Here is a 24,987-nt window from a genome sequence, read left to right as displayed (position 1 = left end):
TCTCTGTCTGGCGGATGGTGGCAGGCATTGCAGCCGAGACACGCAAAAGCCGTTATCATAGCCGCCTCTTTGCCAGCCTTGCCATGGACACCATGACCGAGAACGACTATCTGACCGCTTGGGGCCTTTACGCCTTCGCCGCTTTGGGCTGCCTGTTGGTGTGGTGGCGCATGACCCGCTGGATCTGGCGCTGGCTGCGCGAGCCGCTGCAATTGCTGATGGCGGTGTTGCTGTTCAGCCCGACCATCGTCGACCCGGTCAAGACCCAGTTTGCGCCGGCCGTGGCCATTACCGCGCTGGACCTGGTGCTGCATGTGGGCAATAACGCCTGGCGCGCCATCTCCGACCTGTTCATGTACACGATGATCGCGTTTGGCGTGTATATCGTGATCGTGTTGATCCGCTGGCCCATCGAGCGCGCCGCCAACGCCCGCCGTGAGCGCAAGGCCGCCGCCGATGCCGCCCTGGCCGCCGAGCCGGTAGACGAAGACGACGAACCTTTCCGTCGCCCTGCGCCTGCCGGCAATCTGCGGGTTGAGCCGCGCCTTTAACGTTGTAAGCCCTGCAGCGAGAGCCCTGGCATGTGTGAATTATTGGGCATGAGTGCCAACGTCCCCACCGATATCGTGTTCAGCTTTACCGGGCTGATGCAGCGCGGCGGGCGTACCGGCCCCCACCGCGACGGTTGGGGCATCGCATTTTACGAAGGCCGTGGCCTGCGGCTGTTCCAGGACCCGGCCGCGAGCAGCGAGTCGGAAGTTGCGCTGCTGGTGCAACGTTATCCAATCAAAAGTGAAGTGGTGATCGGCCATATCCGCCAGGCCAATGTGGGCAAGGTGAGCCTGGCCAACACGCACCCGTTCGTGCGCGAACTGTGGGGCCGTAACTGGTGCTTTGCGCATAACGGCCAGCTGGCCGACTTTAACCCGCGCGCCACGTTCTACCGGCCGGTGGGCGATACCGACAGCGAAGCGGCGTTCTGCGACCTGCTCAACCGCGTGCGCGAAGCCTTTCCGGAACCGGTGGAAATCGAGCAAGTGCTGCCGGACCTGATCGCCGCCTGCGCCGAGTACCGCAGCAAAGGCGTGTTCAACTGCCTGCTCAGTGACGGTGACTGGCTGTTTTGCTACTGCTCGACCAAACTGGCACAGATCACCCGGCGCGCACCGTTTGGCCCGGCGCGCTTGAAAGATGTCGACGTGATCGTCGATTTTCAGGCCGAAACCACGCCCAATGACGTGGTCACGGTGATCGCCACCGAACCCTTGACCGACAATGAAAACTGGACCCGCTACGAACCGGGCCAATGGAGCCTGTGGCGACGTGGTGAATGCGTCAGCCAAGGCGTTACCGAGTAAGGATATCGACCATGTTGCTCAGTTATCTGCGGTTGGTGCTGTTTGCCATTGGCTTGTTGGTCGGCGTGCAAGTGCCGGGGTTTATCAACGACTACGCCAAGCGCGTCGAAGCCCATTTGATCGAAGCCCAGACCGGCCTGCGCGGCTTCGATGCCACGGCGCAGCAGTTCTTCAATGGCGACTTGCAGGCGCTGGTGGCCCATTACCGCGCCAGTGATGACCCGGTGTTTCGCAGCGATGCCAACAGCCTGGGCACTTTGCTCGATCGTCAGGTGGCGTTGGACACGCAGTTCCAGGCCATGCAAGGCCCGTGGTACATCCGTGCGCTGCAAGTGGCGGTGGCGGCCGACCCGGATATCCGCCTGGAAACCTGGAATGGCTACAGCTACCAGATTTTGCTGACGCCTGAGGCGATGGGCTGGGGCCTGGGCGGGGCGATGCTGTTGTCGTTCGGCCTCGAATGCCTGTTCCGCCTGATCGACTGGGTGGTGTTGGGCGGCAAGCGCCTGCGCCAGAGCCGGCCGATCGAAGAGCGCGACCTTAAAGGCCTCTAAAGATGATCGTTCCCACGCTCTGCGTGGGAATGCCTCTTGTGACGCTCTGCGTCAGGCTTTGGGACGCAGAGCGTCCCGGGCTGCGTTCCCACGCGGAGCGTGGGAACGATCATTGGCTTAGTACCATCCTTTCTTCACCCACTTCCTCGGCATACCGCGCCACGACCTTCTGACACAACCCCACAATCTCCTCCACCAACTCCACCCCCACACGCCACGACACCACCACCTGCAAATTCGGCAGGCGTTGCGCCATGGGCAGCATCACCAGCTCTGCGCGGGCCAGTTCTTCCATCACCAGCACCGGCGGTAACGCGCCAATCCCGAAACCATCGCGCAGCAAGCGGGTAATCGCCGACACCGAGTTCACACAGTTCATGCGTGGCGAGGCCACCCCGTTGGCCTGCATCAGGCTCAGCACATCCTGGTGCGGGTGGGAGTTTTTCGAGTAGGTGATGATGCGCTCCTGGGCCAGTTCGGCGAGGGAGGCGTAGTCACGGTTGTAGAGAGACTGGCTGGCGACGATCCAGGCCATGGGATGGCTGGCCAGCTCCAGGCTGCGCACGGTTTCCAGGCGCAGCAGGTCGGTTTGCAGGATCAGGTCGAGGAAGCCTTTTTGCAGTTGATCGCTGAGGTTTAACGCGGTATCGGCGACCAGTTCGATTTCTACTCGCGGGAAGTGCTCCATCAATTGCGCCACCAACTGGCTCAGCCAGGTGTGGATCACCGTGTCCATGGCGCCGATGCGGATGCGCCCAACCTTGCTGCTGGTGGTCTCCAGGGACTGCTTCAAACCCTGCATAGTGACCATCATCTGCTCGGCATAATCGAGTACCTTCACGCCTTCCGGGGTCAGGCTCACGCCGCGTGAGTCGCGCAGCAACAGCTTCACACCCAACTCGCTTTCGAGCACGGCGATGCGGCTGGAAATCGAGGCCTGGGTAGTGAACAGCTTCTCGGCGGTCAGGCGAAAGCTCTTGAGCTTGGCCACCCAGACGAAGGTTTCGAGGAACTTCAAATTCATGGGATCAACTTTTCTTATGCTTGGATCGGTTTTTATTAGTTGGACGCCGCACCGGGCAAACGCCAAAAATCGAACCATTGCACGATAAGCGTCGCTGGGGTGTCAGGACAAGTTGCGAGTTCTGCGTGAAAAATCCCACACTACAAAAAATACAACGCCTACAGGAGTATCCACCGTGAGCCGCTTGCTATTGAATTGTGATATTGGCGAAAGCTTTGGCAACTGGACCCTGGGTCTGGACGCCGAGGTCATGCCGTTCATCGATTGTGCCAACGTGGCTTGCGGCTTTCATGCCGGCGACCCGAGCATCATGCGCAAGACCGTCGGCCTTGCGCTCAAGCACGGTGTGCAAGTAGGCGCGCACCCGGCCTACCAGGACCTGCAAGGGTTTGGTCGCCGCTCCATGAACTATACGCCGCAAGAAATCCAGGACCTGATGCATTATCAAATCGGTGCCCTTGATGGTATCTGCCGGGCACAAGGTTCGCGTGTCAGCTACGTCAAACCACATGGTGCGATGTACAACGACATGATGGCTAACCCGGCTCAATTGCGCGCGGTAATCCAGGCGGTGGCCGCCTATGGCGATCTGCCGTTGATGCTGCTGGCCATGCGTGACAACAGCGCGGCTCAGGCGTTGGCTGACGAATATGGGGTCACGCTGTGGTTCGAAGCCTTCGCTGATCGTGCCTACGACCCTACAGGCCATCTGGTTTCCCGCCAGGTGCCGGGTGCCGTCCATCACGATTGCGACACTATCGTGCAACAAGCCCTGACCATTTCCCGTGGGCAAGCCCTGACGGCCAGCGACGGCAGCGCCCTGGTGTTGCAGGCCAACACCCTGTGCGTGCACGGCGACAATGCCAGCTCGATCGCCGCTGTGCAGCGCATCCGCGAGGCGTTGAAGCCAGCATGAAGCCACGCATCGAAGTGGTGGCCATCGACTGCCTGATGGTGCGTCTGTTTGAGGTGATTGCCGAAGCCAACATGCCGTGGATGCTCGCCGCCACCCAACGTCTGCGTGAAGGTTTTGGTAACGCGCTGGTGGATCTGGTGCCGTCCTACACGACCTTGATGGTGCATTACGACCTGACTGCGCTGAGCCCCGCTCAAGCGCGGGAACTGATCGATCAGGCGCTGACCGACTTGCAACCCCAGGCGCAAGGCAGCGGCCAGTGCCACGTGTTGCCGGTGTGGTACGACCTGAGTGTCGGCCCGGAACTGACCTTGCTCAGCCAGCGCAGCGGGTTGTCGGTTGAGGACGTGATTCATCGTCACAGTGCCCACGAATACCAGGTATTTGCCCTCGGTTTCGCCCCCGGCTTTGCCTTTATGGGGTTGGTGGACGAAATCCTCGCCACGCCACGCCTCAACACACCGCGTAAACGCGTGGTGGCCGGCAGTGTCGGGATTGCCGAGCGGCAAACCGCTGCCTACCCGGTGGTGTCGCCGGGCGGCTGGAACCTGATCGGCCGCACCCCGGCCAAACTGTTCGACCGTGAGCGTGACGGCTACAGCCTGATGCAACCGGGCGACACGGTGCGTTTCGAAGCAGTTGATCACGCCGAATTCATCAATCTGGGTGGCGATGACACGTCCTTGGAGGCGCAGGCATGAGCCGCTTGTTGATCGAGGCCAGCACGCCGCTGTGCCTGTTGCAGGACGCCGGGCGCTTTGGCGTGCGCCACCTGGGCGTGACCCAGGGTGGTGCGCTGGATTGGGTGTCGATGTCTTGGGCCAATTGGCTGCTGGGCAATGCGCTGGATGCATCGGTGGTGGAAATCACCTTGGGCGGGTTTACCGTGCAGGCCGAAGACTATTGTTTGCTGGCATTGGCCGGGGCGGATTTAGGCGCCTATATCGACGAACGCGCCATCAGCCCTGGGCGCAGTTTTATCCTGCAAAAGGGCCAGCGTCTGCGCTTTACCCAGCCGTTCAGCGGTGCGCGGGCTTACCTGGCGGCGCCCGGCGGGTTTGATGCGCCGGCTGTGCTGGGCAGTTGTGCCACGGTGGTGCGTGAGGCATTGGGCGGGCTGGACGGTTTAGGCAAGGCCTTGGCCGAAGGCGGGCGGTTGGTTTATTCCGGTACGGGCGGCGCGATGAAAGTGCTGAGCACGCCTGATCTGCCGGCAAAAGCGCCGCTGGAGGTGATTGTCGGCGCGCAGATCGGCCAGTTCAGCGGGCAGAGCCTGTTCGATGCATTCAATACCGACTGGTCGCTGGATAGCCGTGCCGATCGCATGGGCATGCGTTTGCTGGGCACGCCGTTGCAGTATCAAGGGCCGTCGTTGATTTCTGAAGGGATTGCGCTGGGTGCGATCCAGGTGCCGCCGGATGGGCAGCCGATCGTGTTGCTTAATGACCGGCAGACCATTGGTGGGTATCCACGTTTGGGCGCTTTGACGCCGTTGGCGCTGGCGCGGCTGGCGCAGTGTTTGCCGGGGGAGACGGTGAGGTTGGCGCCGGTGGTGCAGGAGACGGCGCATCGGCAGCACATCGAGTTTTTGCAGCGGTTTAACGCGATCTAAAAATGTGGGAGCGAGCAAGCCCGCTCCCACATTTGATCTTCATTTACTTGGAAAGAAACCGCATCCCTTCTTCCAACCCACGCAACGTCAGCGGGTACATCTGATCCTCCACCAACTCGCGCACAATTGCCGTCGACGCCGTATAACCCCAGGTGTCTTTCGGGTAGGGGTTAATCCAGATCAGCTTCTTGTACTTGGCCATGAAGCGCTGCATCCACACATACCCAGGCTCTTCATTCCAGTGCTCGACACTGCCGCCGGCCTGGGTGATTTCATACGGCGCCATCGACGCATCGCCGATAAAGATCACTTTGTAGTCGGCGCCGTACTTGTGCAGCAGATCCTGGGTGGAGGTGCGCTCCGAAGTGCGGCGCTGGTTGTTCTTCCACACCGACTCGTACACGAAGTTGTGGAAGTAGAAGTACTCCAGGTGCTTGAACTCGGTCTTGCACGCCGAAAACAGCTCTTCGCAGATCTTCACGTGAGCGTCCATCGAACCGCCGATATCGAACAGCAGCAACAGCTTGATGGTGTTGCGCCGCTCCGGGCGCATCTGGATATTCAATAAGCCGGCATCCCGCGCCGTGTGGTCGATGGTGCCGTCGATATCCAGCTCTTCAGCCGCACCCTGACGCGCAAACTTGCGCAGGCGGCGCAGGGCGATCTTGATATTGCGCGTGCCCAGCTCGACCTGATCGTCGAGGTTCTTGTATTCGCGCTGGTCCCAGACCTTCACGGCTTTGCCCTGGCGTTTGCCGGCATCGCCAACCCGAATACCCTCCGGGTTGTAGCCGCCGGAGCCAAACGGGCTGGTGCCGCCGGTGCCGATCCACTTGTTGCCGCCGGCGTGGCGTTCTTTCTGTTCTTCCAGGCGTTTCTTGAACTCTTCTATCAACTTGTCCAGGCCGCCAAGGGACTGGATCTGCGCGCGTTCCTCATCGGTCAGCGAGCGTTCGAATTCCTTGCGCAGCCATTCTTCAGGGATCAACGCCTGCAAGTGGTCGTCGAGCTTTTCCAGCCCATTGAAATAGGCGCCGAACGCGCGGTCGAACTTGTCGAAATGCCGCTCGTCCTTGACCAGAATCGCCCGGGCCAAGTAATAAAACTCGTCCATGTCGGCAAAGACCACGCGCTGTTTAAGCGCGTTGATCAGGTCGAGCAGTTCGCGCACCGACACCGGCACCTTGGCGGCGCGCATCTCATTGAACAGGTTGAGCAGCATCAGCGATTACCGCGACGGCTCATGAACGCCAGACGCTCCAGCAGCTGTACGTCCTGCTCGTTCTTGACCAGGGCGCCGGCCAGCGGCGGGATGGCTTTGGTCGGGTCGCGCTCGCGCAGCACGGCTTCGCCGATGTTGTCGGCCATCAACAGCTTGAGCCAGTCGACCAGCTCGGAGGTGGACGGCTTTTTCTTCAGGCCCGGCACTTTGCGCACGTCGAAGAACACGTCCAGCGCTTCGCTGACCAGGTCCTTCTTGATGTCGGGGTAGTGCACGTCGACGATTTTTTGCAGGGTGCTGCGATCGGGGAAGGCGATGTAGTGGAAGAAGCAGCGGCGCAGGAAGGCGTCCGGCAGCTCTTTTTCGTTGTTGGAAGTAATGATGATGATCGGGCGTTTCCTGGCCTTGATGGTCTCGTCGATTTCGTAGACGTAGAACTCCATCTTGTCGAGTTCCTGCAACAGGTCGTTGGGGAACTCGATGTCGGCCTTGTCGATTTCATCGATCAGCAGAATCACGCGCTCATCGGCCTCGAAGGCTTCCCAGAGCTTGCCTTTTTTCAGGTAGTTGCGCACATCGTGGACTTTCTCATTGCCCAACTGCGAGTCGCGCAGGCGGCTGACCGCGTCGTACTCATACAGGCCCTGATGCGCCTTGGTGGTCGACTTGATGTGCCAGGTGATCAGCTTGGCGCCGAAGGATTCGGCCAACTGCTCGGCAAGCATGGTCTTGCCGGTGCCCGGTTCGCCCTTGACCAGCAGCGGCCGCTCCAGGGTGATGGCGGCGTTGACGGCCAGTTTCAGGTCATCGGTAGCCACATAGGCCTGGGTGCCTTCGAACTTCATCGGTCATTCCTCGAATTCATCAATGCCCGGACTATACCGCGCAGCCCCGGCGACTGTGAACGCAGACGGGTTATTCAGTCTCTGAATGGCCGGTCACATCGCAGGCCAACGGGCGGGGGTTATGCTGATGCTTATGTGGGAGCTCCCAGGGTTAGTTGGCGGAAGGCTTGGGTTGTTCATACCGAGCGTTGAACGCTTGAATAAAACCATTGCGCAAAATCGCCAAAAACGCAGAGAACGCGCTGATATCTTGCTGATGCACGCTGCCACTGAGTTCCACGCGGGTGGCAAACTGGTTTTTGTTCTGGTTTTTGAGCACGGTTTCGCTGGTGCCTACCACGGCTTCCCAGATCGAGCGGAAGATGTTTTTGTCCTTGTTTTCCACGTCCTGTTTCCAGTCGAACACTTCTACATCGCGCAGCAGCGGCTTGATATAGCCAGTGAGCTGGCCTTTTTCCGCTTGGGCTTCAATCACCACGTCGCCGGTACCAGCCTTGAAGTCGAATTTGCCATAGGCCGAGGCGAAGTCGTTCATGCGTTTAAGTTGCAAGTCGCGGGCGCGGAAGCGGAATTCGAAGTCTTCAAAATTATTTAAAGGATCAAAGGTTGCGTTGGCCTCCATAGGGGCCTGGCCCTGCAGCAGGGCCTTGCCTTCGAATCGCGCGTCGCGTTTGCCTTTGAGGTCTACCACGTTGGTCAGGTTGTACAGACTGGCATTGACCTCGGTGGCCTTGATGTTCACCTGGGGCTTGGAGCTGAAATTATGAAAGGCGATCTTGCCATCTTCAATGCGCACTTCATTCAGCGTGATCGGCAGCAGTTTTTTCAACTGTTGCTGCCAGTCTGTGCCCTTACCGGTTTGGGACGCCTGTTTGTTGGCACCGCCGTCGACGAAGTTGATTTCAGGCTTTACGAAATGGCCCTCGGCGACGACGGCATGGTCGTACCACAACGAGTGCCAGCTGACCGCAAATTCAATCAGCGGCGCGTTGACGAACGGCACCGGCACTTTGCCGTCGACCTTGACAATTTTCAGGCCATTAATGCGGTAGGCACCACGCCACAAGGCCAAGTCCACGTCAGTGACCTGGCCACGGTAATCGCCCATGTCGGCCAGCTTGTCGTTCAGGTAATTGCGCACCAGATAGGGCAGGGCCAGGTCCAGGGCGATCAGTACTACCACCAGTACGGCGACGATCCATAGCAGCCCACTGTAGCGACGTTTCATGTCAATGCTCTCCAACGGTATAGGCGATGGACCGCACGCGCGGGCGCAACGTTCCTCTGACTGGACGCCCAAAGGCCTGAGGCATACCCTTGGGGCCTTCTTGAAATTGCCTTAAGGACCCGTCATGAGCCGTATCTTTGCCGACAACGCGCACTCCATCGGTAACACGCCCCTGGTGCAGATCAACCGCATTGCGCCGCGTGGCGTGACCATCCTGGCCAAGATCGAGGGGCGTAACCCGGGTTATTCGGTGAAATGCCGCATTGGCGCCAACATGATCTGGGACGCCGAAAGCACCGGCAAACTCAAGCCGGGCATGACCATTGTCGAGCCGACCTCCGGCAACACCGGCATCGGCCTGGCGTTTGTCGCCGCCGCCCGTGGCTACAAGCTGCTGCTGACCATGCCGGCCTCCATGAGCATCGAGCGCCGTAAAGTGCTCAAGGCCCTGGGCGCCGAGCTGGTGTTGACTGAACCGGCCAAGGGCATGAAGGGCGCCATCGACAAGGCTGGTGAAATTGTCGCCGGCGACCCGGCTACCTACTTTATGCCGGCCCAGTTCGAAAACCCGGCCAACCCTGCAATTCACGAGAAAACCACCGGCCCGGAAATCTGGAACGACACCGACGGCGCGGTGGACGTGCTGGTGGCGGGCGTGGGCACTGGCGGCACCATTACCGGGGTTTCGCGCTATATCAAAAACATTGCCGGCAAGCCGATTCTGTCGGTGGCGGTTGAGCCGAGGGTGTCGCCGGTGATCACCCAGGCGCTGGCCGGTGAAGAAATCAAGCCGAGCCCGCATAAAATCCAGGGCATCGGCGCCGGGTTTGTGCCGAAAAACCTCGACCTGTCAATGGTTGACCGCGTGGAACTGGTGACCGACGACGAATCCAAGGCCATGGCCCTGCGCCTGATGCAGGAAGAGGGGATTTTGTGCGGTATTTCCTGCGGCGCGGCCATGGCGGTGGCCGTGCGTCTGGCCGAGAAGCCGGAAATGCAGGGCAAGACCATCGTGGTGATCCTGCCGGACTCCGGCGAGCGCTACCTGTCGAGCATGCTGTTCAGCGATCTGTTTACCGAGCAAGAAACCCAGGCGTGATGCTCACCTGTGATGATCGTTCCCACGCTCTGCGTGGGAATGCCGCCCCGGACGCTCTGCGTCCTGCTTTGAAGGCGTGACGCAGAGCGTCACAAGCTGCATTCCCACGCGGAGCGTGGGAACGATAGGCCGCTCATCATCGCAGTTGATGTATATCAGCCGGTCGGCCTGGGCCTTCTGCATAATGGCCCAAGTGTTTATCATGGCCGGCTGCTACGTCTGGTTTCCCGTTGACGGGAGGTTGCTGGCCAGGCGCTTATTTTCAGGAGTTGCTGCATGACCTTTTCTTTGGCCGCCAAACTGTCGGTGCTGGCGTTGTTTATCGGCAGCATTCTGTATGTGCACTTGCGCGGCAAGGCGCGTTTGCCGGTGTTGCGCCAGTTCGTCAACCATTCGGCCCTGTTCGCCCCGTATAACGCCTTGATGTACCTGTTCTCGGCCGTGCCGTCCAAGCCGTACCTGGACCGCAGCAAGTTCCCGGAACTGGATGTGCTCAAGGACAACTGGGAAGTGATCCGCGAAGAGGCCATGCACCTGTTCGACGAGGGTTATATTCGCGCCGCCGAAAAGAACAACGACGCCGGTTTCGGCTCGTTCTTCAAGAAGGGCTGGAAGCGTTTCTACCTCAAGTGGTATGACAAACCGCTGCCATCGGCCGAGGCGCTGTGCCCGAAAACCGTGGCCTTGGTCAGCAGCATCCCCAACGTCAAGGGCGCGATGTTCGCGCTGTTGCCGGGCGGCAGCCACCTCAACCCGCACCGCGATCCGTTTGCCGGTTCCCTGCGTTATCACTTGGGCCTGTCCACGCCGAACTCCGACGACTGCCGCATCTTTGTCGACGGCCAGGTTTACGCGTGGCGCGACGGTGAAGACGTGATGTTCGATGAAACTTACGTGCACTGGGTGAAGAACGAAACCGAGCACACCCGTGTGATTCTGTTCTGCGATATCGAACGCCCGCTGAGCAACCGCCTCATGACCGGCGTCAACCGCTGGGTCAGCAAGCAGCTGGGCCGCGCGACAGCGCCGCAAAACCTGGATGACGAACGGGTGGGCGGGATCAACCAGGCCTATGCCTGGAGCAAGACCTTCAGCGACAAGTTCAGTGGTGTGGTCAAGCAGTGGAAGCGCAAGCATCCGAAGGCCTACCGCATTGCGCGGCCGGTGCTGGCGGTGGTTGTGTTGGTGCTGTTGTGGAAGTGGCTGTTCGGCTAAATTGAAATACGATCAAAACTGTGGGAGCGGGCTTGCTCGCGAATGCGCAGTGTCAGTCGATACTTTAATTGACTGACCCACCGCATTCGCGAGCAAGCCCGCTCCCACATTTGGTTTTGCAGTGTTGCTTACGACGCGATCAACTGGCGCAGCACATAGTGCAAGATGCCGCCGGCCTTGAAGTACTCCACCTCATTAAGCGTATCAATCCGGCACAGCACCTCAACCTTCTCGATGCTGCCGTCTTCGCGGGTGATCACCAGCGTCAGGTTCATCCTTGGCTCGATCTCGGCATCGGTCAGCCCCAGAATGTCGATCTTCTCCTTGCCGGTCAGCTTGAGCGCCTTGCGGTTCTGGTCCAGTTTGAACTGCAACGGCAATACGCCCATGCCCACCAGGTTGGAACGGTGAATCCGCTCGAAACTCTCGGCGATCACCGCCTTGACCCCCAGCAGGTTAGTGCCCTTGGCCGCCCAGTCGCGGCTTGAGCCGGTGCCGTATTCTTGCCCTGCAATCACCACCAGCGGCGTGCCCGAGGCCTGGTACTTCATGGCCGCGTCATAGATCGGCATTTTCTCGCCGGTGGGGATGTACAGCGTGTTGCCGCCTTCTTCGCCACCGAGCATTTCGTTGCGGATACGGATGTTGGCAAAGGTGCCGCGCATCATCACTTCATGGTTGCCACGGCGTGAGCCATAGGAGTTGAAGTCACGCGGCTCCACGCCCTGTTCGCGCAGGTAACGGCCAGCGGGACTGTCGGTCTTGATATTGCCGGCGGGGGAGATGTGGTCGGTGGTCACCGAATCGCCCAGCAGGGCCAGCACGTTGGCGCCCTTGACGTCTTCGATCACCGGCAATGGCCCGGAAATATCGTCGAAGAACGGCGGATGCTGGATGTAGGTCGAATCCTTCTGCCACACATAGGTGGCCGCCTGTGGCACTTCAATCGCCTGCCACTGCTCGTCACCGGCAAACACTTCGGCATATTCCTTGTGGAACATGCCGGTGCTGACCTGGGCCACGGCGTCGGCAATCTCCTGACTGCTCGGCCAGATGTCTTTGAGGTACACCGGCTTGCCGTCCTTGCCTTCGCCCAGCGGCTCGCTGCTGATGTCGATGCGCACGGTGCCGGCCAAGGCATAGGCGACCACCAGCGGCGGCGAGGCCAGCCAGTTGGTTTTCACCAGCGGGTGTACGCGGCCTTCAAAGTTGCGGTTGCCCGACAGCACCGAAGCCACGGCCAGGTCGGCCTTCTGAATGGCTTTTTCAATTGGCTCGGGTAATGGCCCGGAGTTGCCGATGCAGGTGGTGCAGCCGTAGCCGACCAGATCAAAGCCGAGCGTGTCGAGGTAGTGGGTGAGACCGGCCGCCTTGTAGTAGTCGGTCACCACTTTGGAGCCGGGCGCCAGGGAGGTTTTCACCCACGGCTTGCGGGTCAGGCCTTTTTCCACGGCTTTTTTCGCCACCAGCCCTGCGGCCATCATCACGCTGGGGTTGGAGGTGTTGGTGCAGGAGGTAATTGCGGCGATCACCACCGCGCCGTTTTTGAGGCGGTAGGTGTGGCCGTCGTACTCGTAATCGGTTTCGCCGACCAAATCCGCATTGCCCACGGCAACCCCGCCGCCGCCTTCACTTTCCAGGCGGCCTTCTTCTTTGCTGGCGGGTTTGAATTGCAGGTCGAGAAAGTCAGTGAACGCCTGGCCGACATTCGGCAGTGACACGCGGTCCTGCGGGCGTTTCGGCCCGGCCAGGCTGGCTTCGACGCTGCCCATGTCCAGTGCCAGGGTGTCGGTGAACACCGGTTCCTGGCCGGCGTTACGCCACAGGCCCTGGGCCTTGGTGTAGGCCTCCACCAGCTTCACGGTTTCTGCCGGGCGGCCGGACAGGCGCAGGTAGTCCAGCGTCACTTCATCCACCGGGAAAAAACCGCAAGTGGCGCCGTATTCCGGGGCCATGTTGGCGATGGTGGCGCGGTCGGCCAGGGGCAAGTCGGCCAAGCCGTCACCGTAGAATTCGACGAATTTGCCGACTACGCCTTTTTTACGCAGCATCTGGGTGACGGTCAGCACCAGGTCGGTGGCAGTAATGCCTTCTTTCAATTTACCGGTCAGCTTGAAGCCGATCACTTCCGGGATCAGCATCGACACCGGCTGGCCGAGCATCGCAGCTTCCGCTTCGATGCCGCCCACGCCCCAGCCGAGTACGCCGAGGCCGTTGATCATGGTGGTGTGGGAGTCGGTGCCCACCAACGTGTCGGGGAAGGCATAAGTACGGCCGTCTTCGTCTTTGGTCCACACCGTGCGGCCCAGGTATTCGAGGTTAACCTGGTGGCAGATGCCGGTGCCCGGTGGCACCACGCTGAAGTTGTCGAAAGCGTTCTGGCCCCAGCGCAGGAAGGCGTAGCGTTCGCCGTTGCGCTGCATCTCGATGTCGACGTTTTGCTCAAAGGCGTCGGCGTTGCCGAACTTGTCGACCATCACCGAGTGGTCGATCACCAGGTCCACGGGGGAGAGCGGGTTGATGCGCTGCGGGTCGCCACCGGCCTTGGCCACGGCGGCGCGCATGGCGGCCAGGTCGACCACCGCGGGTACGCCGGTAAAGTCTTGCATCAATACGCGGGCCGGGCGGTACTGGATCTCGCGGTCGGACTGGCGCTCTTTGAGCCAGGCGGCGATGGCCTTGAGGTCAGTGCCGGTCACGGTTTTGTTGTCTTCCCAGCGCAGCAGGTTTTCCAGCAGCACCTTGAGGGACATCGGCAGCTTATCCAGGTCACCCAGGCTCTTGGCGGCTTCGGGCAAGCTGAAGTAGTGGTAGGTCTTGTCGTCGATTTGCAGGGTTTTAAGGGTTCTCAGGCTATCTAGCGATGACATTACATGACTCCTTATGGTCCGCACGGCTACGGACCTGACGGGACGAACAGAGCTTTCAACTTAGCGCTGTTTTCATTAGCAGGCTAATAACTGGACTCTATCGTTAAGTCCAAGGTTCCGAACTCGGCTATCATGCGCGCGTTTTCATGACAGGTATTGCGATAGCGCAAGGCCGGTTGAGTCACCAGGAGAGTTGATGAACACCCTTTTTATGCACTGCCGCCCGGGTTTTGAAGGCGAAGTCTGTTCCGAGATCGCGGAACACGCCGCGCGCCTGAACGTTTCCGGCTACGCCAAGGCCAAGACCGGCAGCGCCTGCGCCGAATTTGTCTGCACCGAAGAAGACGGCGCCCAGCGCTTGATGCACGGCCAGCGGTTTGCCGAGCTGATCTTCCCAAGGCAGTGGGCGCGCGGGGTATTTATCGACCTGCCGGAAACCGACCGCATCAGCGTGATCCTCGCCCACCTGCGCGAATTCCCGGTGTGCGGCAGCCTGTGGCTGGAGATGGTCGACACCAACGACGGCAAAGAGCTGTCGAACTTCTGCAAGAAATTCGAAGTGCACCTGCGCAAAGCCCTGCTCAATGCCGGCAAGCTGGTGGACGACCCGAGCAAGCCGCGCCTGCTGCTGACCTTCAAAAGTGGCCGCGAAGTGTTCATGGGCCTGGCCGAGTCGAACAACTCGGCCATGTGGCCGATGGGCATCCCGCGTCTCAAGTTCCCGCGTGACGCGCCCAGCCGTTCGACCCTGAAGCTGGAAGAAGCCTGGCACCACTTCATCCCCCGCGACCAGTGGGACGAACGCCTGCACGGCGACATGACCGGCGTCGACCTCGGCGCAGCACCCGGCGGCTGGACCTGGCAACTGGTCAACCGCGGTATGCTGGTGACCGCCATCGACAACGGCCCCATGGCCGAAAGCCTGATGGACACCGGCCTGGTACAGCACTTGATGGCCGACGGCTTTACCTTCGTGCCCAAGCAGCCGGTGGACTGGATGGTCTGCGATATCGTCGAGAAACCGGCGCGTAACGCCGCACTGCTGGAAACCTGGATTGGCGAAGGGCATTGCCGCGAAGCGGTGGTGAACCTGAAACTGCCGATGAAGCAGCGTTATGCTGAGGTGAAGCGTTTGCTTGAGCGCATCGAAGAGGGCTTTAAGGCCCGTGGCATTCGGGTGGAGATCGGCTGCAAACAGCTGTATCACGACCGTGAGGAAGTGACCTGCCATTTGCGTCGCTTGGTGGATACGAAGAAACCTAAATCCCGCTGATTGTGTGTCTGGCTCAGTTTAAATGTGGGAGCGGGCTTGCTCGCGAAAGCGGTATAACAGTCGAAATTTATATTGAATGTGCCCGCGTCTTCGCGAGCAAGCCCGCTCCCACATTGTTGAGCGGCGCCCGTTTCAGGAGTGATGTATGAATCAAACCCTCGACCTGCCTGTAGACGCTGTGCTCGACGCCACCGGCCTCAACTGCCCGGAGCCGGTGATGATGTTGCACCAGCACATCCGCGACCTGCCGCCGGGCGGCTTGCTCAAGGTGATCGCCACCGACCCGTCGACCCGCCGTGATATTCCCAAATTCTGCGTGTTCCTCGACCACGAACTGGTGGATCAGCAGGAGCAGGCCGGCAAATACCTGTACTGGATTCGCAAGAAGTCCGCTTAAACCAGGCGAATCCGCCGGCGCGCGCTGCGTGCCAGGCGGATCACCAGCATCGCTGCGGCGCAGCTCAAGCCCACGATCAGCCCTTGCCACAGCCCACTCGGCCCGCTCGCTGCGCCCAGCCAGTCGGTCAGCCCCAAGGCATAACCCACCGGCAACCCCACGCCCCAGTAAGCAAACAAGGTCAACACCATGGTCACCCGTGTGTCCTGGTAGCCACGCAGCGCGCCGGCAGCAGTGACCTGGATCGCGTCGGAGAACTGGAACAGCGCCGCAAACACGATCAGCATCGATGCCACATGGATCACCAGCGGGTCAGGCGTGTAAATCGTGGCAATCTGTTCGCGAAACAGCAGCATCAGGCTGCAGGACAGGCACGCGTAGGTCAGTGCCGTGCCCATGCCGACCCCGGCGGCAAAGCGTGCTTCACGCGGCTCGCCACGGCCCAGTGCCTGGCCGACCCGCACCGTGACCGCCATGCTCAGCGAATAGGGAATCATAAACACCAGCGAGCTGAAGTTCAGCGCGATCTGATGCCCGGCGACCACGTTGGCGCCCAGGCTGCCGATCAGCAGGGCGATCACCGCAAAGATGCTCGATTCGGCAAACACGGCGATCCCGATCGGCAGACCGATGCCCAGCACGCGCTTGATCACGGCCCATTGCGGCCAGTCGAAACGCTTGAACAACTCGCTGCTCTGATACGCCGGTGCCCAGCGGGTCCAGGCGGCGAGGCCGAGCATCATCACCCACATCACAATGGCTGTAGCCCAGCCACAGCCCACGCCGCCCATGGCCGGCACACCGAAGTGGCCATAAATGAACACGTAGTTCAGTGGAATGTTCAACGCCAGCCCGCACAGGCCCATGACCATGCTGGGGCGCGTCCGGCCCAGGCCATCACTGAAGCAACGCAACACGTAATACAGGGCGATGGCGGGCATGCCGGAAGCGATGCCGTGCAGGTAGGCCATGCAGGGCTTGATCAACTCGGGGTCGACATTCATTGCGTGCAGGATCGGCTCGGCGCTGATCAGCATCAGCAAGGCAGTGATGCCCACCACCACTGCCAGCCACAGGGATTGGCGCACCAGCGGGCCAATCTCGGTGTGGTGACCGGCGCCGAAGCGCTGGGCGACTTTGGGCGTGGTGGCCAGCAGCGTGCCGGTCATCAGCAGGTACACCGGAATCCAGATCGAGTTGCCCAAGGCCACCGCCGCCAGGTCTCGCGGGCTCACGCGCCCGGCCATCACCGCATCGACAAAGCCCATGGCCGTGGTGGCGAGTTGGCCGATCATGATCGGCAGGGCGAGGGTCAGCAGGCTGCGGACCTCGCGACTGACGCGGGCGGGGCGGGAAAGGGTGGCGGTGGCGGTGTTCACGTGCGGGTGTCCAGTAAAAGAGGTGCAAAGGACGGCGAAGTCTACGCTTTGACGCAGTGGTCAGGAAAAAACCTGTGTTGCTGATTTGTAATGCGACCTGTCGGGCACCTCAGAATCCTGTGGGAGCGGACTTGTGTGGGAGCTGGCTCCCACACTCAAACTACGCATCCCTGTACACTGCCAATCCGCGAAAGGAGCCTGCCATGTTGATTGTTGCCGACGAAAATATTCCGCTGCTCGATGCCTTCTTCGAAGGGTTTGGCGAGATTCGCCGCGTACCCGGGCGTTCCATCGACCGCGCCACGGTCGAGCAGGCCGATGTGCTGCTGGTGCGCTCGGTCACCAACGTCAACCGTGCCTTGTTGGACGGCTCCAAGGTGCGCTTTGTGGGCACCTGCACCATCGGTACCGATCACCTGGACCTGGATTACTTCAAGCAGGCCGGTATCACCTGGTCCAGCGCCCCAGGCTGCAATGCCCGCGGCGTGGTGGACTACGTGCTGGGCAGTTTGCAGACCCTGGCCGAAATCGAAGGCGCCGACCTGAACCAGCGCACTTACGGCGTGGTCGGTGCCGGTGAAGTGGGCGGGCGTCTGGTCAAGGTGCTTAAAGGCCTGGGCTGGAACGTGCTGGTGTGCGACCCCCCACGGCAGATCGCCGAAGACGGCGATTACGTGAGCCTGGCGCAGATCATCGAGCAGTGCGACGTGATCAGCCTGCACACACCGCTGACCAAATCCGGCAATGGCTCCACTTGGCACCTGTTTGATCGTGAGCGCCTTGGCCGTCTCAAGCCCGGCACCTGGCTGATCAACGCCAGCCGCGGCCCTGTCGTCGATAACGCGGCCCTGCGCCAGGTGCTGCTGGAGCGCGAAGACCTGCAAGCGGTGCTGGACGTGTGGGAAGGCGAGCCCGAAGTGGACGTCGACCTGGCCGACCTGTGCGTGCTGGCCACACCGCATATCGCCGGCTACAGCCTCGACGGCAAACAGCGCGGCACGGCGCAGATCTACCAGGCGTTCTGCGCCTATCTGGGCCAGGAACCCGGTATTCAGCTGGCTGATTTGCTGCCGCAGCCATGGCTGACCGAGGTGCATCTTAATGCCTCGACAGACCCGGCCTGGGCGCTGGCGACCTTGTGCCGCAGTGTGTATGACCCGCGCCGCGATGATGCGGATTTTCGCCGTAGTCTCGTAGGCACCGTGCAAGAGCAGCGCAAGGCGTTTGACCTGCTGCGCAAGCATTACCCGGAGCGTCGCGAGCTCGATGGCTTGAAGGTGCGGATCAATGGCGAGTCGGCAGTGTTGTCGAACATCGTCACTGCATTGGGCGCCATGCCTTTATAGGACTGCCACGCAAAACCGAGCACAAACATCCAGGCATAAAAAACCCGGCCATAGAGGCCGGGTCTGAAAGAGCGTGGGCGCGTCAGCCTTGCTTGGCAGGTTTGACCAGTCGCTGTTCCAGGTCGCTGCACGCTTGCTGGATCATTTCTTCGGTAATCTGCACTTCGCGGCCCTTGGCATCGATATACGAGCACGGCAACTGCTGCGGCTGGCGAATCACTTCAATTTTGGCATCACTGCTGTTTTGCAAGGTCATGGCCTGTCTCCTCATCAGGTTGTGTACCTAATCTAATCCCCCCGCGTGACCGCGCTATTACAACTCCTTACACGATCACCGGTTCGAACGCCCAGTCCAGCAGAAACCGATACAAATTTCCACCCAGGCGTTAGACCGATAGCCTCTAGGCATCGATATCGGCGGGCATAATTAACCTGACGCATTGTTATTTAGCTAAGTTCCCCCAATGTTGGTGTACAGGTTCCTCATCGGTATGCCCGCCATGTTCTCAGTCCGTCAACGCCGTGCCATTCGCCTGGCCAGCCGCTTTATCGCGCCCTACCGTTGGCAGGCGCTGGGCGCCTTGCTGGCGCTGATTGTCACCGCCGGCATCACCTTGTCCATGGGGCAGGGTATTCGCCTGCTGGTGGACCAAGGCTTCATGACCCAGTCGCCGCACCTGCTCAACCAGTCCATCGGCCTGTTCATGGTGCTGGTACTGGGGCTGGCCGTGGGTACGTTTGCGCGGTTTTACCTGGTGTCGTGGATCGGCGAACGGGTGGTGGCGGACATTCGTCGGCAAGTCTTCAATCACCTGATCTACCTGCACCCAGGCTTTTACGAGAACAACCGCAGTTCGGAGATCCAGTCGCGGCTGACCACCGACACTACTTTGCTGCAATCGGTGATCGGCTCGTCCCTGTCGCTGTTCCTGCGCAATGCCTTGATGGTCATCGGCGGCATCGTGCTGTTGTTTGTCACCAACCCCAAACTCACCAGCATCGTGGTGGTGGCGCTGCCGCTGGTGCTGGCGCCGATCCTGATCTTCGGTCGTCGCGTGCGCAGCCTGTCGCGGCTGAGCCAGGACCGTATTGCCGATGTGGGCAGCTACGTGTCGGAGACGCTTGGCCAGATCAAGACCGTGCAGGCCTACAACCACCAGGTGCAGGACGAACAGCGCTTTGCCGTCACCGTGGAGGAGGCGTTTGCTACCGCGCGTAAACGCATTGCACAGCGCGCCTGGCTGATTACGCTGGTGATCATGCTGGTGCTCGGCGCCGTGGGCGTGATGCTGTGGGTGGGCGGTATGGATGTGATCAGTGGGCGCATTTCCGGCGGTGAGCTGGCGGCGTTCGTGTTTTACAGCCTGATCGTCGGCAGTGCGGTGGGCACCCTGAGCGAAGTGCTCGGCGAGCTGCAGCGTGCCGCCGGTGCCGCCGAGCGGATTGGCGAACTGTTGCAATCAAGCAACGATATCCAAGCCCCCGCCGAAGGCACCGTGCAGTTGCCGGAGCGGGTCAGTGGTCGTATGGAGTTGCAAGACCTGCGCTTTTCCTACCCGTCGCGGCCGGACAGCTACGCCATCGACGGCTTGAGCCTGAGCATCAACCCCGGCGAAACCCTGGCGTTGGTCGGGCCATCCGGCGCGGGTAAATCGACGATCTTTGATTTGCTGCTGCGCTTCTACGACCCGCAGCAGGGCCGCATCCTGCTCGAAGGGCACGCGCTGACTGAACTCGAGCCGATGGACCTGCGCCGTCATTTCGCCTTGGTGTCCCAGAGCCCGGCGCTGTTTTTCGGCAGCGTTGAGGAGAACATCCGTTACGGCAACCCGTCCGCCACCCGCGAACAGGTCGAAGCCGCGGCACGCATCGCCCACGCCCACGACTTCATCCTGCAAATGCCCGACGGCTACCAGACCCATCTGGGCGACGGCGGCATGGGCCTGTCCGGCGGCCAGCGCCAGCGCCTGGCCATCGCCCGCGCGTTGCTGGTGGACGCGCCGATCCTGCTGCTGGACGAAGCCACCAGCGCCCTCGATGCGCAGAGTGAACACTTGATCCAGCAAGCCTTGCCGCAACTGATGCAGGGCCGCACCACGCTGGTGATTGCGCATCGGCTGGCCACGGTGAAGAACGCCGACCGCATTGCGGTGATGGACCAGGGCAAGCTGGTGGCGGTGGGAACGCATCAACAGTTGATCGCGAGCAACCCGCTGTATGCACGGTTGGCGGCGTTACAATTCAGTGATGGCGGTGAGGTTGCGAAAAACCAAGGCTAGCTCGATCTATGTGGCGAGCGGGCTTGCCCCGCGTTGGGCTGCGTAGCAGCCCCAAAACCTGCCGACTCGGTCTATCAGTTACACCATGGCGGGGCTGAATAGGGAGCGCTTCGCACTCCAGCGCAGGGCAAGCCTGCTCGCCACAACAAGCCTACTTGCCACAACAAGCCTGCCGATCACACTTCAGTCAATCTTACTGATCATCAAAATACCGCTCATGCCAATCCACCAGCGGCTGCGGTGAATTAAGCTTCTGCCCGTAGATCACCGAATAAGACAGCACGTTCTGCACATACTGGCGGGTTTCGTCGAACGGGATGCTTTCCACCCACACGTCGAAACTCAGGTGATCGGCACCGCGCAGCCACTGGCGCACACGGCCGGGGCCGGCGTTGTAGGCGGCGGAGGCGAGTACGCGGTTGCCGTTGAACTGGCTGTGTACCTGGCTCAGGTAAGCGGCGCCGAGCTGGATATTCTTGTCCGGGTCCAGCACCTGAGCCGGGGAGGCCAGCGGGATGCTGAATTTGCGTGCGGTTTCTTTGGCGGTGCCGGGCATCAGTTGCATCAGGCCACTGGCACCCACGCCGGAGCGGGCGTCGTCCATGAAGGCACTTTCCTGGCGGGTGATGGCGAACACCCAGCTTGAATGCAGGCCACGCACCTTGGCTTCACGCACCAGCGTGTCGCGGTGAGCCATCGGGAAACGGATATCCAGGTCATCCCAGTACTGCGCCTGGCTGATGGTGCGGATCGCCGGGAAGTACCACTTCATGTCGTAGGCCAGCTTGGCCTGGGCGACCATTTCATCGCGGTTGAAGTGACGGCTGACGTGGTACCACTCGCGGCGGCCATCGACAATCTGGCCGCGTGCGTAGAACTCCATCGCGCGGCGCACACCGGGGGTGTTGCGCACTTTGTTGATCAGCGCCTGGCTCATCACCAGCGGTTTGTTCTTCAACTGGTACGGCGCTTTGGAGCGATCAGCGGCGAGGAAACCGTAGAAATCACGTTCCTGCGCGAGGTTTTTGTACAGCACCAGCGGCTGCGGGTTCTTTGGCTCGGCCAGTTCCAGGCTGCGCGCCTGCCAGTAACGCCAGCGGTTGGTGGTGGCCAGGTCTTGTGGGAGTTTGCGGGTCAACTGGTAGGCATCTTCCCAGCGCGCCAGGCGCAACAGCAGGCGCAGGCGCCATTCGGAGACGGTGTTGTCACGCAGCTCGGGGTCGTACTGGGTCATCACGTCGAGGGCGCGTGGGTCGTAGCGGCGCGCGAGGGTCAGGCCGATTTCGCGGGCGATCGACACTTTTTCGTCACGGGAGAAGTGCATGCTGCTGGCATAGCCGTCGAGCAGGGCCATGGCCTTGTCCGGGTCCTGGCGTGCCAGGCGGCGCAGGCCCAGGCCCACGGCGTCGGACATGGCCTCATTGGCCGGCAGGAAGCGCGACGGGTCGCTGAGCATGTCGGGCTTTTGCGCCACGTCGATCATCAGGCGGCCTTGGGCGCCGAGGGTCGGCAGGGTTTTTACCAGGCTGTTGGCCAGCGCGTAGTTGCGGGCTTCGGCGGCGAGCTTGGCGCGGTCCCAGATTTTCTGTTCGGTGAGTTGGCCGTCGGCGGCCCACTGGCCAAAGGTGGCGTCACAGGCGGCCGGCTGGGATTTGCCGGTCATCCAGAGTTTTTCGGTGGTCTTGTAGCCTTCGGCTTTGAGGTTGTGCGTCAGTTGGTACTGGCCATGCAGGCAGTCCAGCTCGACGAAATTGAGCTTGGCGTCGTAGTACTTTTCAAAGGTTTGCCAGTCACCCCGGTCAGCCAGCCAGCGTAACCAGCGCAGTTTCATCCAGTTGGCCTGGGGCAGGTCGCCGTTTTTGGCGAGGAACTGCTCGATTTCCTCGTTGCTCGCGGTTTTGAGGCGCGCGGTCAGCTCGTCGTAGGCCAGGTACGGCGTGAGCGGATAGTCGGCCAGGGCCTGGCTGTATTGCATGTACGGGCCGCTGTCGCCTTTGGCGAGGGCGCGTTTGGCTTCATCGTAATATTGACGTTGGGTGGTGAGGTCCACGGCCTGGGCGGATTGAACGGCGGTGGCGGAAAGAAGCAGACAAGATAAAAAGTTGAAAAGGCGACTGCGCATGAGACGTCCGTGCAGAGAAATCACGACTAGCACCGGCACCGCCGACACTGATTGCCCCTAGCTTAGCCTTTTGCCTGCGGCTGGCGAAAGCTTTGCCGGCCGGCTGGCAGCAGTTCACTGTAAATGTCCTACAGAACGTGTCTGTGGCAAAAATGCCGGCCGCATCCCACCCTCAAGTCAGGTAGAATGCGCGCCCAGTTTTTGGAGAAGCGTATGACCCTGCTCAAATTCAGCGATGTGTCCCTTGCTTTCGGCGCTATGCCGTTGTTGGACAAGGTGTCCTGGCAGATCGCCCGTGGTGAGCGGGTGTGCATCATCGGCCGCAACGGCACCGGCAAGTCCAGCATGATGAAGCTGGTAAAAGGCGACCAGAAGCCCGATGACGGCTCTGTATGGCGCGCGCCGGGCCTCAAGATCGGCGAATTGCCCCAGGAATTGCCGGTGGCCGACGGACGGACAGTGTTCGACGTGGTTGCCGAAGGCCTCGACGGCGTGGGCGAGTTGCTCGCGCAGTACCATCACCTGGCGCAGAACTGCGTCACCGAAGCCGACCTGGACAAGCTGATGCATGTTCAGCAAGACCTCGAAGCCCGTGACGGCTGGCGCTTGCAGCAACTGGTCGACAGCACCCTGAGCCGCCTGCAACTGCCGGCCGACAAGACCCTCGCCGAGTTGTCCGGTGGCTGGCGTCGTCGCGTGCTGCTGGCCCAGGCGCTGGTGTCCGAGCCCGACCTGCTGCTGCTCGACGAACCAACCAACCACTTGGACATCGGTGCAATCGCCTGGCTTGAAGAAGCCATCAAGGACTTCCAGGGCGCCGTGCTGTTTATCACGCACGACCGGGCCTTCCTGCAAAGCCTGGCCACGCGCATCCTCGAGCTGGACCGTGGTGGCCTGATCGACTGGAACGGCGACTACGCCAGTTTCCTGGTGCACAAGGAAGCCGCACTGTCCGCTGAAGAAACCGCTAACGCGCTGTTCGACAAAAAGCTCGCCCAGGAAGAAGTCTGGATCCGCCAGGGCATCAAGGCGCGTCGCACCCGTAACGAAGGCCGTGTGCGCGCCCTGAAAGCCTTGCGCAACGAGCGCAGTGAACGTCGCGAGCGCACTGGCAAGGCCAATATCCAACTGGATACCGCCGACAAGTCGGGCAAGCAAGTGATGGTGCTGGAAAACGTCAGTTTCCATCACCCGGACGGCCCGTTCCTGATCAAGGACTTCTCCATGGTCCTGCAGCGCGGCGACCGTATCGGCCTGCTGGGCGCCAACGGCACCGGCAAGACCACCTTGCTCAAGCTGATGCTCAATGGCCTGCAGCCGACCAACGGCAAGGTAGAGGAAGGCACCAAGATCGACGTGGCCTACTTCGACCAGTTGCGCCACCAGTTGGACCTGGAAAAAACCGTGATCGACAACGTTGCCGAAGGCCGCGACTTTATCGACATCGACGGCCAGAGCCGCCACGTGCTGAGCTACCTGGGCGACTTCCTGTTCAGCCCGCAGCGCGCACGTACACCGGTGAAAGCCTTGTCCGGGGGTGAGCGTGCGCGTCTGTTGCTGGCCAAACTGTTCAGCAAACCGGCCAACCTGCTGGTACTCGACGAACCGACCAACGACCTCGACGTGGAAACCCTCGAGCTGCTGGAAGAGGTCTTGCTGACCTTCAACGGCACCGTGCTGATGGTCAGCCACGACCGGGCATTCCTCGACAACGTGGTGACCAGCACCCTGGTCTTCGAAGGTGAAGGCAAGGTGCGTGAATACGTCGGTGGTTACCAGGACTGGCTGCGCCAGGGCGGCTCGCCGCGCCTGCTGGGCGTGACTGAGAGCAAATCCGGCAAGGCCGACCTGACCTCGGCCGTCGTGGCGCCTGTGGCCGCTGCTGCTGCACCGGTTGCGGACGCTGCACCGGCAGCCAAAAAGAAGCTCAGCTACAAGCTGCAACGCGAGCTGGAAGCCTTGCCGGGTGATATCGACGCCAAGGAACAGCAGATCGCTGCGGTCGAAGCAGACATGGCTGACGCGGGTTTCTACCTGCGCCCGGCGGCGGAAACCGCCAAGGTGATTGCTTCCCTGGAGACGTTGAACCAGGAGCTGGAAGTGCTGATGGAGCGCTGGGCTGAGCTGGATGCCTGAGTGATTCGTTGGTAATAAAAAGCCCGGCGCTCATTTTTATGAGCGCCGGGCTTTTTTATATGAAATGCGATTCAAAAGGTGGGAGCTGGTTTGTGTGGGAGCTGGCTCCCAC

The 24,987-nt window shown here is 61.0% G+C and carries 21 protein-coding genes; 13 read left to right on the top strand and 8 right to left on the bottom strand.

Annotated features, from left to right (window positions below; genetic code table 11):
• The first annotated feature begins 14 nt into the window (after positions 1 to 14).
• The 3 genes from BLV67_RS09075 to BLV67_RS09065 are packed head-to-tail and all read left to right on the top strand — an operon-like array spanning position 15 to position 1,912.
• A complete protein-coding gene (locus BLV67_RS09075; protein ID WP_065929160.1) occupies positions 15 to 551 on the top strand; it encodes an MFS transporter in 537 nt (178 codons plus the stop codon).
• Between the two features lie 30 nt (positions 552 to 581).
• Entirely contained in the window at positions 582 to 1,358 is a 777-nt protein-coding gene (locus BLV67_RS09070; RefSeq protein ID WP_056857305.1) for a class II glutamine amidotransferase, read from the top strand.
• Between the two features lie 11 nt (positions 1,359 to 1,369).
• Positions 1,370 to 1,912, top strand: coding sequence for a DUF2937 family protein (locus BLV67_RS09065; RefSeq protein ID WP_069788584.1), 543 nt, complete (start codon positions 1,370 to 1,372; stop codon positions 1,910 to 1,912).
• A gap of 109 nt (positions 1,913 to 2,021) precedes the next feature.
• Here the strand turns inward: BLV67_RS09065 and BLV67_RS09060 are convergent, their stop codons facing one another.
• Positions 2,022 to 2,936, bottom strand: coding sequence for a LysR family transcriptional regulator (locus tag BLV67_RS09060; protein ID WP_065929162.1), 915 nt, complete (start codon positions 2,934 to 2,936; stop codon positions 2,022 to 2,024).
• A gap of 175 nt (positions 2,937 to 3,111) precedes the next feature.
• Here BLV67_RS09060 and BLV67_RS09055 point away from each other — a divergent pair, with 175 nt between their 5' ends.
• From BLV67_RS09055 to BLV67_RS09045, 3 genes are read left to right on the top strand one after another with little or no spacing between them, the layout of a single operon-like run.
• Complete coding sequence (locus BLV67_RS09055; protein ID WP_065929163.1) at positions 3,112 to 3,852, top strand: 5-oxoprolinase subunit PxpA; 741 nt, start codon at positions 3,112 to 3,114, stop codon at positions 3,850 to 3,852.
• Positions 3,849 to 4,553 (top strand): 5-oxoprolinase subunit PxpB, encoded by a 705-nt coding sequence (gene pxpB, locus BLV67_RS09050; RefSeq protein WP_069788585.1) that lies wholly within the window; start codon positions 3,849 to 3,851, stop codon positions 4,551 to 4,553. Before BLV67_RS09055 ends, pxpB begins: the two co-directional genes overlap by 4 nt.
• The gene (locus tag BLV67_RS09045; protein WP_069788586.1) at positions 4,550 to 5,464 is read left to right on the top strand and encodes a 5-oxoprolinase subunit C family protein; all 915 of its coding nucleotides are present in this window, start codon (positions 4,550 to 4,552) and stop codon (positions 5,462 to 5,464) included. The genes pxpB and BLV67_RS09045 overlap by 4 nt, the downstream gene beginning before the upstream one ends.
• 43 nt (positions 5,465 to 5,507) lie before the next feature.
• Here BLV67_RS09045 and BLV67_RS09040 read toward each other — a convergent pair whose 3' ends face one another.
• The 3 genes from BLV67_RS09040 to BLV67_RS09030 all read right to left on the bottom strand — a co-directional run bounded on the left by BLV67_RS09040 (position 5,508) and on the right by BLV67_RS09030 (position 8,759).
• Positions 5,508 to 6,686: a vWA domain-containing protein gene (locus tag BLV67_RS09040; RefSeq protein WP_056857300.1), complete on the bottom strand. Its 1,179-nt coding sequence runs from the start codon at positions 6,684 to 6,686 to the stop codon at positions 5,508 to 5,510.
• The gene (locus tag BLV67_RS09035) at positions 6,686 to 7,531 is read right to left on the bottom strand and encodes an AAA family ATPase (RefSeq protein ID WP_065929167.1); all 846 of its coding nucleotides are present in this window, start codon (positions 7,529 to 7,531) and stop codon (positions 6,686 to 6,688) included. Before BLV67_RS09035 ends, BLV67_RS09040 begins: the two co-directional genes overlap by 1 nt.
• A gap of 151 nt (positions 7,532 to 7,682) precedes the next feature.
• Complete coding sequence (locus BLV67_RS09030; protein ID WP_017137403.1) at positions 7,683 to 8,759, bottom strand: DUF748 domain-containing protein; 1,077 nt, start codon at positions 8,757 to 8,759, stop codon at positions 7,683 to 7,685.
• Positions 8,760 to 8,883: 124 nt separating this feature from the next.
• On the opposite strand from BLV67_RS09030, the gene cysK reads away from it, so the two are divergent.
• Together cysK and BLV67_RS09015 are read left to right on the top strand one after the other, a co-directional pair.
• Positions 8,884 to 9,858, top strand: coding sequence for a cysteine synthase A (gene cysK / locus BLV67_RS09025; protein WP_056857297.1), 975 nt, complete (start codon positions 8,884 to 8,886; stop codon positions 9,856 to 9,858).
• Positions 9,859 to 10,134: 276 nt separating this feature from the next.
• Complete coding sequence (locus BLV67_RS09015) at positions 10,135 to 11,073, top strand: aspartyl/asparaginyl beta-hydroxylase domain-containing protein (protein WP_069788588.1); 939 nt, start codon at positions 10,135 to 10,137, stop codon at positions 11,071 to 11,073.
• 128 nt (positions 11,074 to 11,201) lie between these two features.
• Here BLV67_RS09015 and acnA read toward each other — a convergent pair whose 3' ends face one another.
• Positions 11,202 to 13,943, bottom strand: a complete 2,742-nt coding sequence (gene acnA, locus BLV67_RS09010; protein WP_069788589.1) for an aconitate hydratase AcnA — start codon at positions 13,941 to 13,943, stop codon at positions 11,202 to 11,204.
• A 196-nt stretch (positions 13,944 to 14,139) separates the two neighbouring features.
• Here acnA and rlmM point away from each other — a divergent pair, with 196 nt between their 5' ends.
• Together rlmM and tusA are read left to right on the top strand one after the other, a co-directional pair.
• The gene (gene rlmM / locus BLV67_RS09005; protein ID WP_058419609.1) at positions 14,140 to 15,216 is read left to right on the top strand and encodes a 23S rRNA (cytidine(2498)-2'-O)-methyltransferase RlmM; all 1,077 of its coding nucleotides are present in this window, start codon (positions 14,140 to 14,142) and stop codon (positions 15,214 to 15,216) included.
• Between the two features lie 145 nt (positions 15,217 to 15,361).
• Positions 15,362 to 15,613: a sulfurtransferase TusA gene (tusA, locus tag BLV67_RS09000; RefSeq protein WP_065929172.1), complete on the top strand. Its 252-nt coding sequence runs from the start codon at positions 15,362 to 15,364 to the stop codon at positions 15,611 to 15,613.
• Here tusA and BLV67_RS08995 read toward each other — a convergent pair.
• A complete protein-coding gene (locus BLV67_RS08995) occupies positions 15,610 to 16,992 on the bottom strand; it encodes an MATE family efflux transporter (protein ID WP_065929173.1) in 1,383 nt (460 codons plus the stop codon). The genes tusA and BLV67_RS08995 overlap by 4 nt on opposite strands.
• 203 nt (positions 16,993 to 17,195) lie before the next feature.
• Between BLV67_RS08995 and pdxB the strand changes: the two genes are divergently transcribed.
• Positions 17,196 to 18,338: a 4-phosphoerythronate dehydrogenase PdxB gene (gene pdxB / locus BLV67_RS08990; RefSeq protein WP_065929174.1), complete on the top strand. Its 1,143-nt coding sequence runs from the start codon at positions 17,196 to 17,198 to the stop codon at positions 18,336 to 18,338.
• Positions 18,339 to 18,420: 82 nt separating this feature from the next.
• Here the strand turns inward: pdxB and BLV67_RS32915 are convergent, their stop codons facing one another.
• Positions 18,421 to 18,594, bottom strand: coding sequence for a PA1571 family protein (locus tag BLV67_RS32915; protein WP_163005420.1), 174 nt, complete (start codon positions 18,592 to 18,594; stop codon positions 18,421 to 18,423).
• A gap of 235 nt (positions 18,595 to 18,829) precedes the next feature.
• On the opposite strand from BLV67_RS32915, the gene BLV67_RS08985 reads away from it, so the two are divergent.
• The gene (locus tag BLV67_RS08985) at positions 18,830 to 20,617 is read left to right on the top strand and encodes an ABC transporter transmembrane domain-containing protein (protein WP_167365876.1); all 1,788 of its coding nucleotides are present in this window, start codon (positions 18,830 to 18,832) and stop codon (positions 20,615 to 20,617) included.
• A gap of 193 nt (positions 20,618 to 20,810) precedes the next feature.
• On the opposite strand, the gene BLV67_RS08980 is transcribed toward BLV67_RS08985, so the two are convergent.
• A complete protein-coding gene (locus BLV67_RS08980; RefSeq protein WP_065929175.1) occupies positions 20,811 to 22,739 on the bottom strand; it encodes a transglycosylase SLT domain-containing protein in 1,929 nt (642 codons plus the stop codon).
• 213 nt (positions 22,740 to 22,952) lie between these two features.
• Between BLV67_RS08980 and BLV67_RS08975 the strand changes: the two genes are divergently transcribed.
• The gene (locus tag BLV67_RS08975) at positions 22,953 to 24,875 is read left to right on the top strand and encodes an ATP-binding cassette domain-containing protein (RefSeq protein WP_069788590.1); all 1,923 of its coding nucleotides are present in this window, start codon (positions 22,953 to 22,955) and stop codon (positions 24,873 to 24,875) included.
• The last annotated feature ends 112 nt before the right edge of the window (positions 24,876 to 24,987 follow it).

This window comes from Pseudomonas salomonii, assembly GCF_900107155.1.
GTDB lineage: Bacteria > Pseudomonadota > Gammaproteobacteria > Pseudomonadales > Pseudomonadaceae > Aquipseudomonas > Aquipseudomonas salomonii.
This window is presented reverse-complemented; position numbering and strand designations above follow the sequence as displayed.

Bases quoted from the DNA above. Each gene is read 5' to 3' on its own strand.
- BLV67_RS09075 (WP_065929160.1), top strand. From the start codon at position 15: ATGGTGGCAGGCATTGCAGCCGAGACACGCAAAAGCCGTTATCATAGC.
- BLV67_RS09070 (WP_056857305.1), top strand. From the start codon at position 582: ATGTGTGAATTATTGGGCATGAGTGCCAACGTCCCCACCGATATCGTG.
- BLV67_RS09065 (WP_069788584.1), top strand. From the start codon at position 1,370: ATGTTGCTCAGTTATCTGCGGTTGGTGCTGTTTGCCATTGGCTTGTTG.
- BLV67_RS09060 (WP_065929162.1), bottom strand. From the start codon at position 2,936: ATGAATTTGAAGTTCCTCGAAACCTTCGTCTGGGTGGCCAAGCTCAAG.
- pxpB (WP_069788585.1), top strand. From the start codon at position 3,849: ATGAAGCCACGCATCGAAGTGGTGGCCATCGACTGCCTGATGGTGCGT.
- BLV67_RS09045 (WP_069788586.1), top strand. From the start codon at position 4,550: ATGAGCCGCTTGTTGATCGAGGCCAGCACGCCGCTGTGCCTGTTGCAG.
- BLV67_RS09040 (WP_056857300.1), bottom strand. From the start codon at position 6,686: ATGCTGCTCAACCTGTTCAATGAGATGCGCGCCGCCAAGGTGCCGGTG.
- BLV67_RS09035 (WP_065929167.1), bottom strand. From the start codon at position 7,531: ATGAAGTTCGAAGGCACCCAGGCCTATGTGGCTACCGATGACCTGAAA.
- BLV67_RS09030 (WP_017137403.1), bottom strand. From the start codon at position 8,759: ATGAAACGTCGCTACAGTGGGCTGCTATGGATCGTCGCCGTACTGGTG.
- cysK (WP_056857297.1), top strand. From the start codon at position 8,884: ATGAGCCGTATCTTTGCCGACAACGCGCACTCCATCGGTAACACGCCC.
- BLV67_RS09015 (WP_069788588.1), top strand. From the start codon at position 10,135: ATGACCTTTTCTTTGGCCGCCAAACTGTCGGTGCTGGCGTTGTTTATC.
- acnA (WP_069788589.1), bottom strand. From the start codon at position 13,943: ATGTCATCGCTAGATAGCCTGAGAACCCTTAAAACCCTGCAAATCGAC.
- rlmM (WP_058419609.1), top strand. From the start codon at position 14,140: ATGAACACCCTTTTTATGCACTGCCGCCCGGGTTTTGAAGGCGAAGTC.
- tusA (WP_065929172.1), top strand. From the start codon at position 15,362: ATGAATCAAACCCTCGACCTGCCTGTAGACGCTGTGCTCGACGCCACC.
- pdxB (WP_065929174.1), top strand. From the start codon at position 17,196: ATGTTGATTGTTGCCGACGAAAATATTCCGCTGCTCGATGCCTTCTTC.
- BLV67_RS32915 (WP_163005420.1), bottom strand. From the start codon at position 18,594: ATGACCTTGCAAAACAGCAGTGATGCCAAAATTGAAGTGATTCGCCAG.
- BLV67_RS08985 (WP_167365876.1), top strand. From the start codon at position 18,830: ATGCCCGCCATGTTCTCAGTCCGTCAACGCCGTGCCATTCGCCTGGCC.
- BLV67_RS08980 (WP_065929175.1), bottom strand. From the start codon at position 22,739: ATGCGCAGTCGCCTTTTCAACTTTTTATCTTGTCTGCTTCTTTCCGCC.
- BLV67_RS08975 (WP_069788590.1), top strand. From the start codon at position 22,953: ATGACCCTGCTCAAATTCAGCGATGTGTCCCTTGCTTTCGGCGCTATG.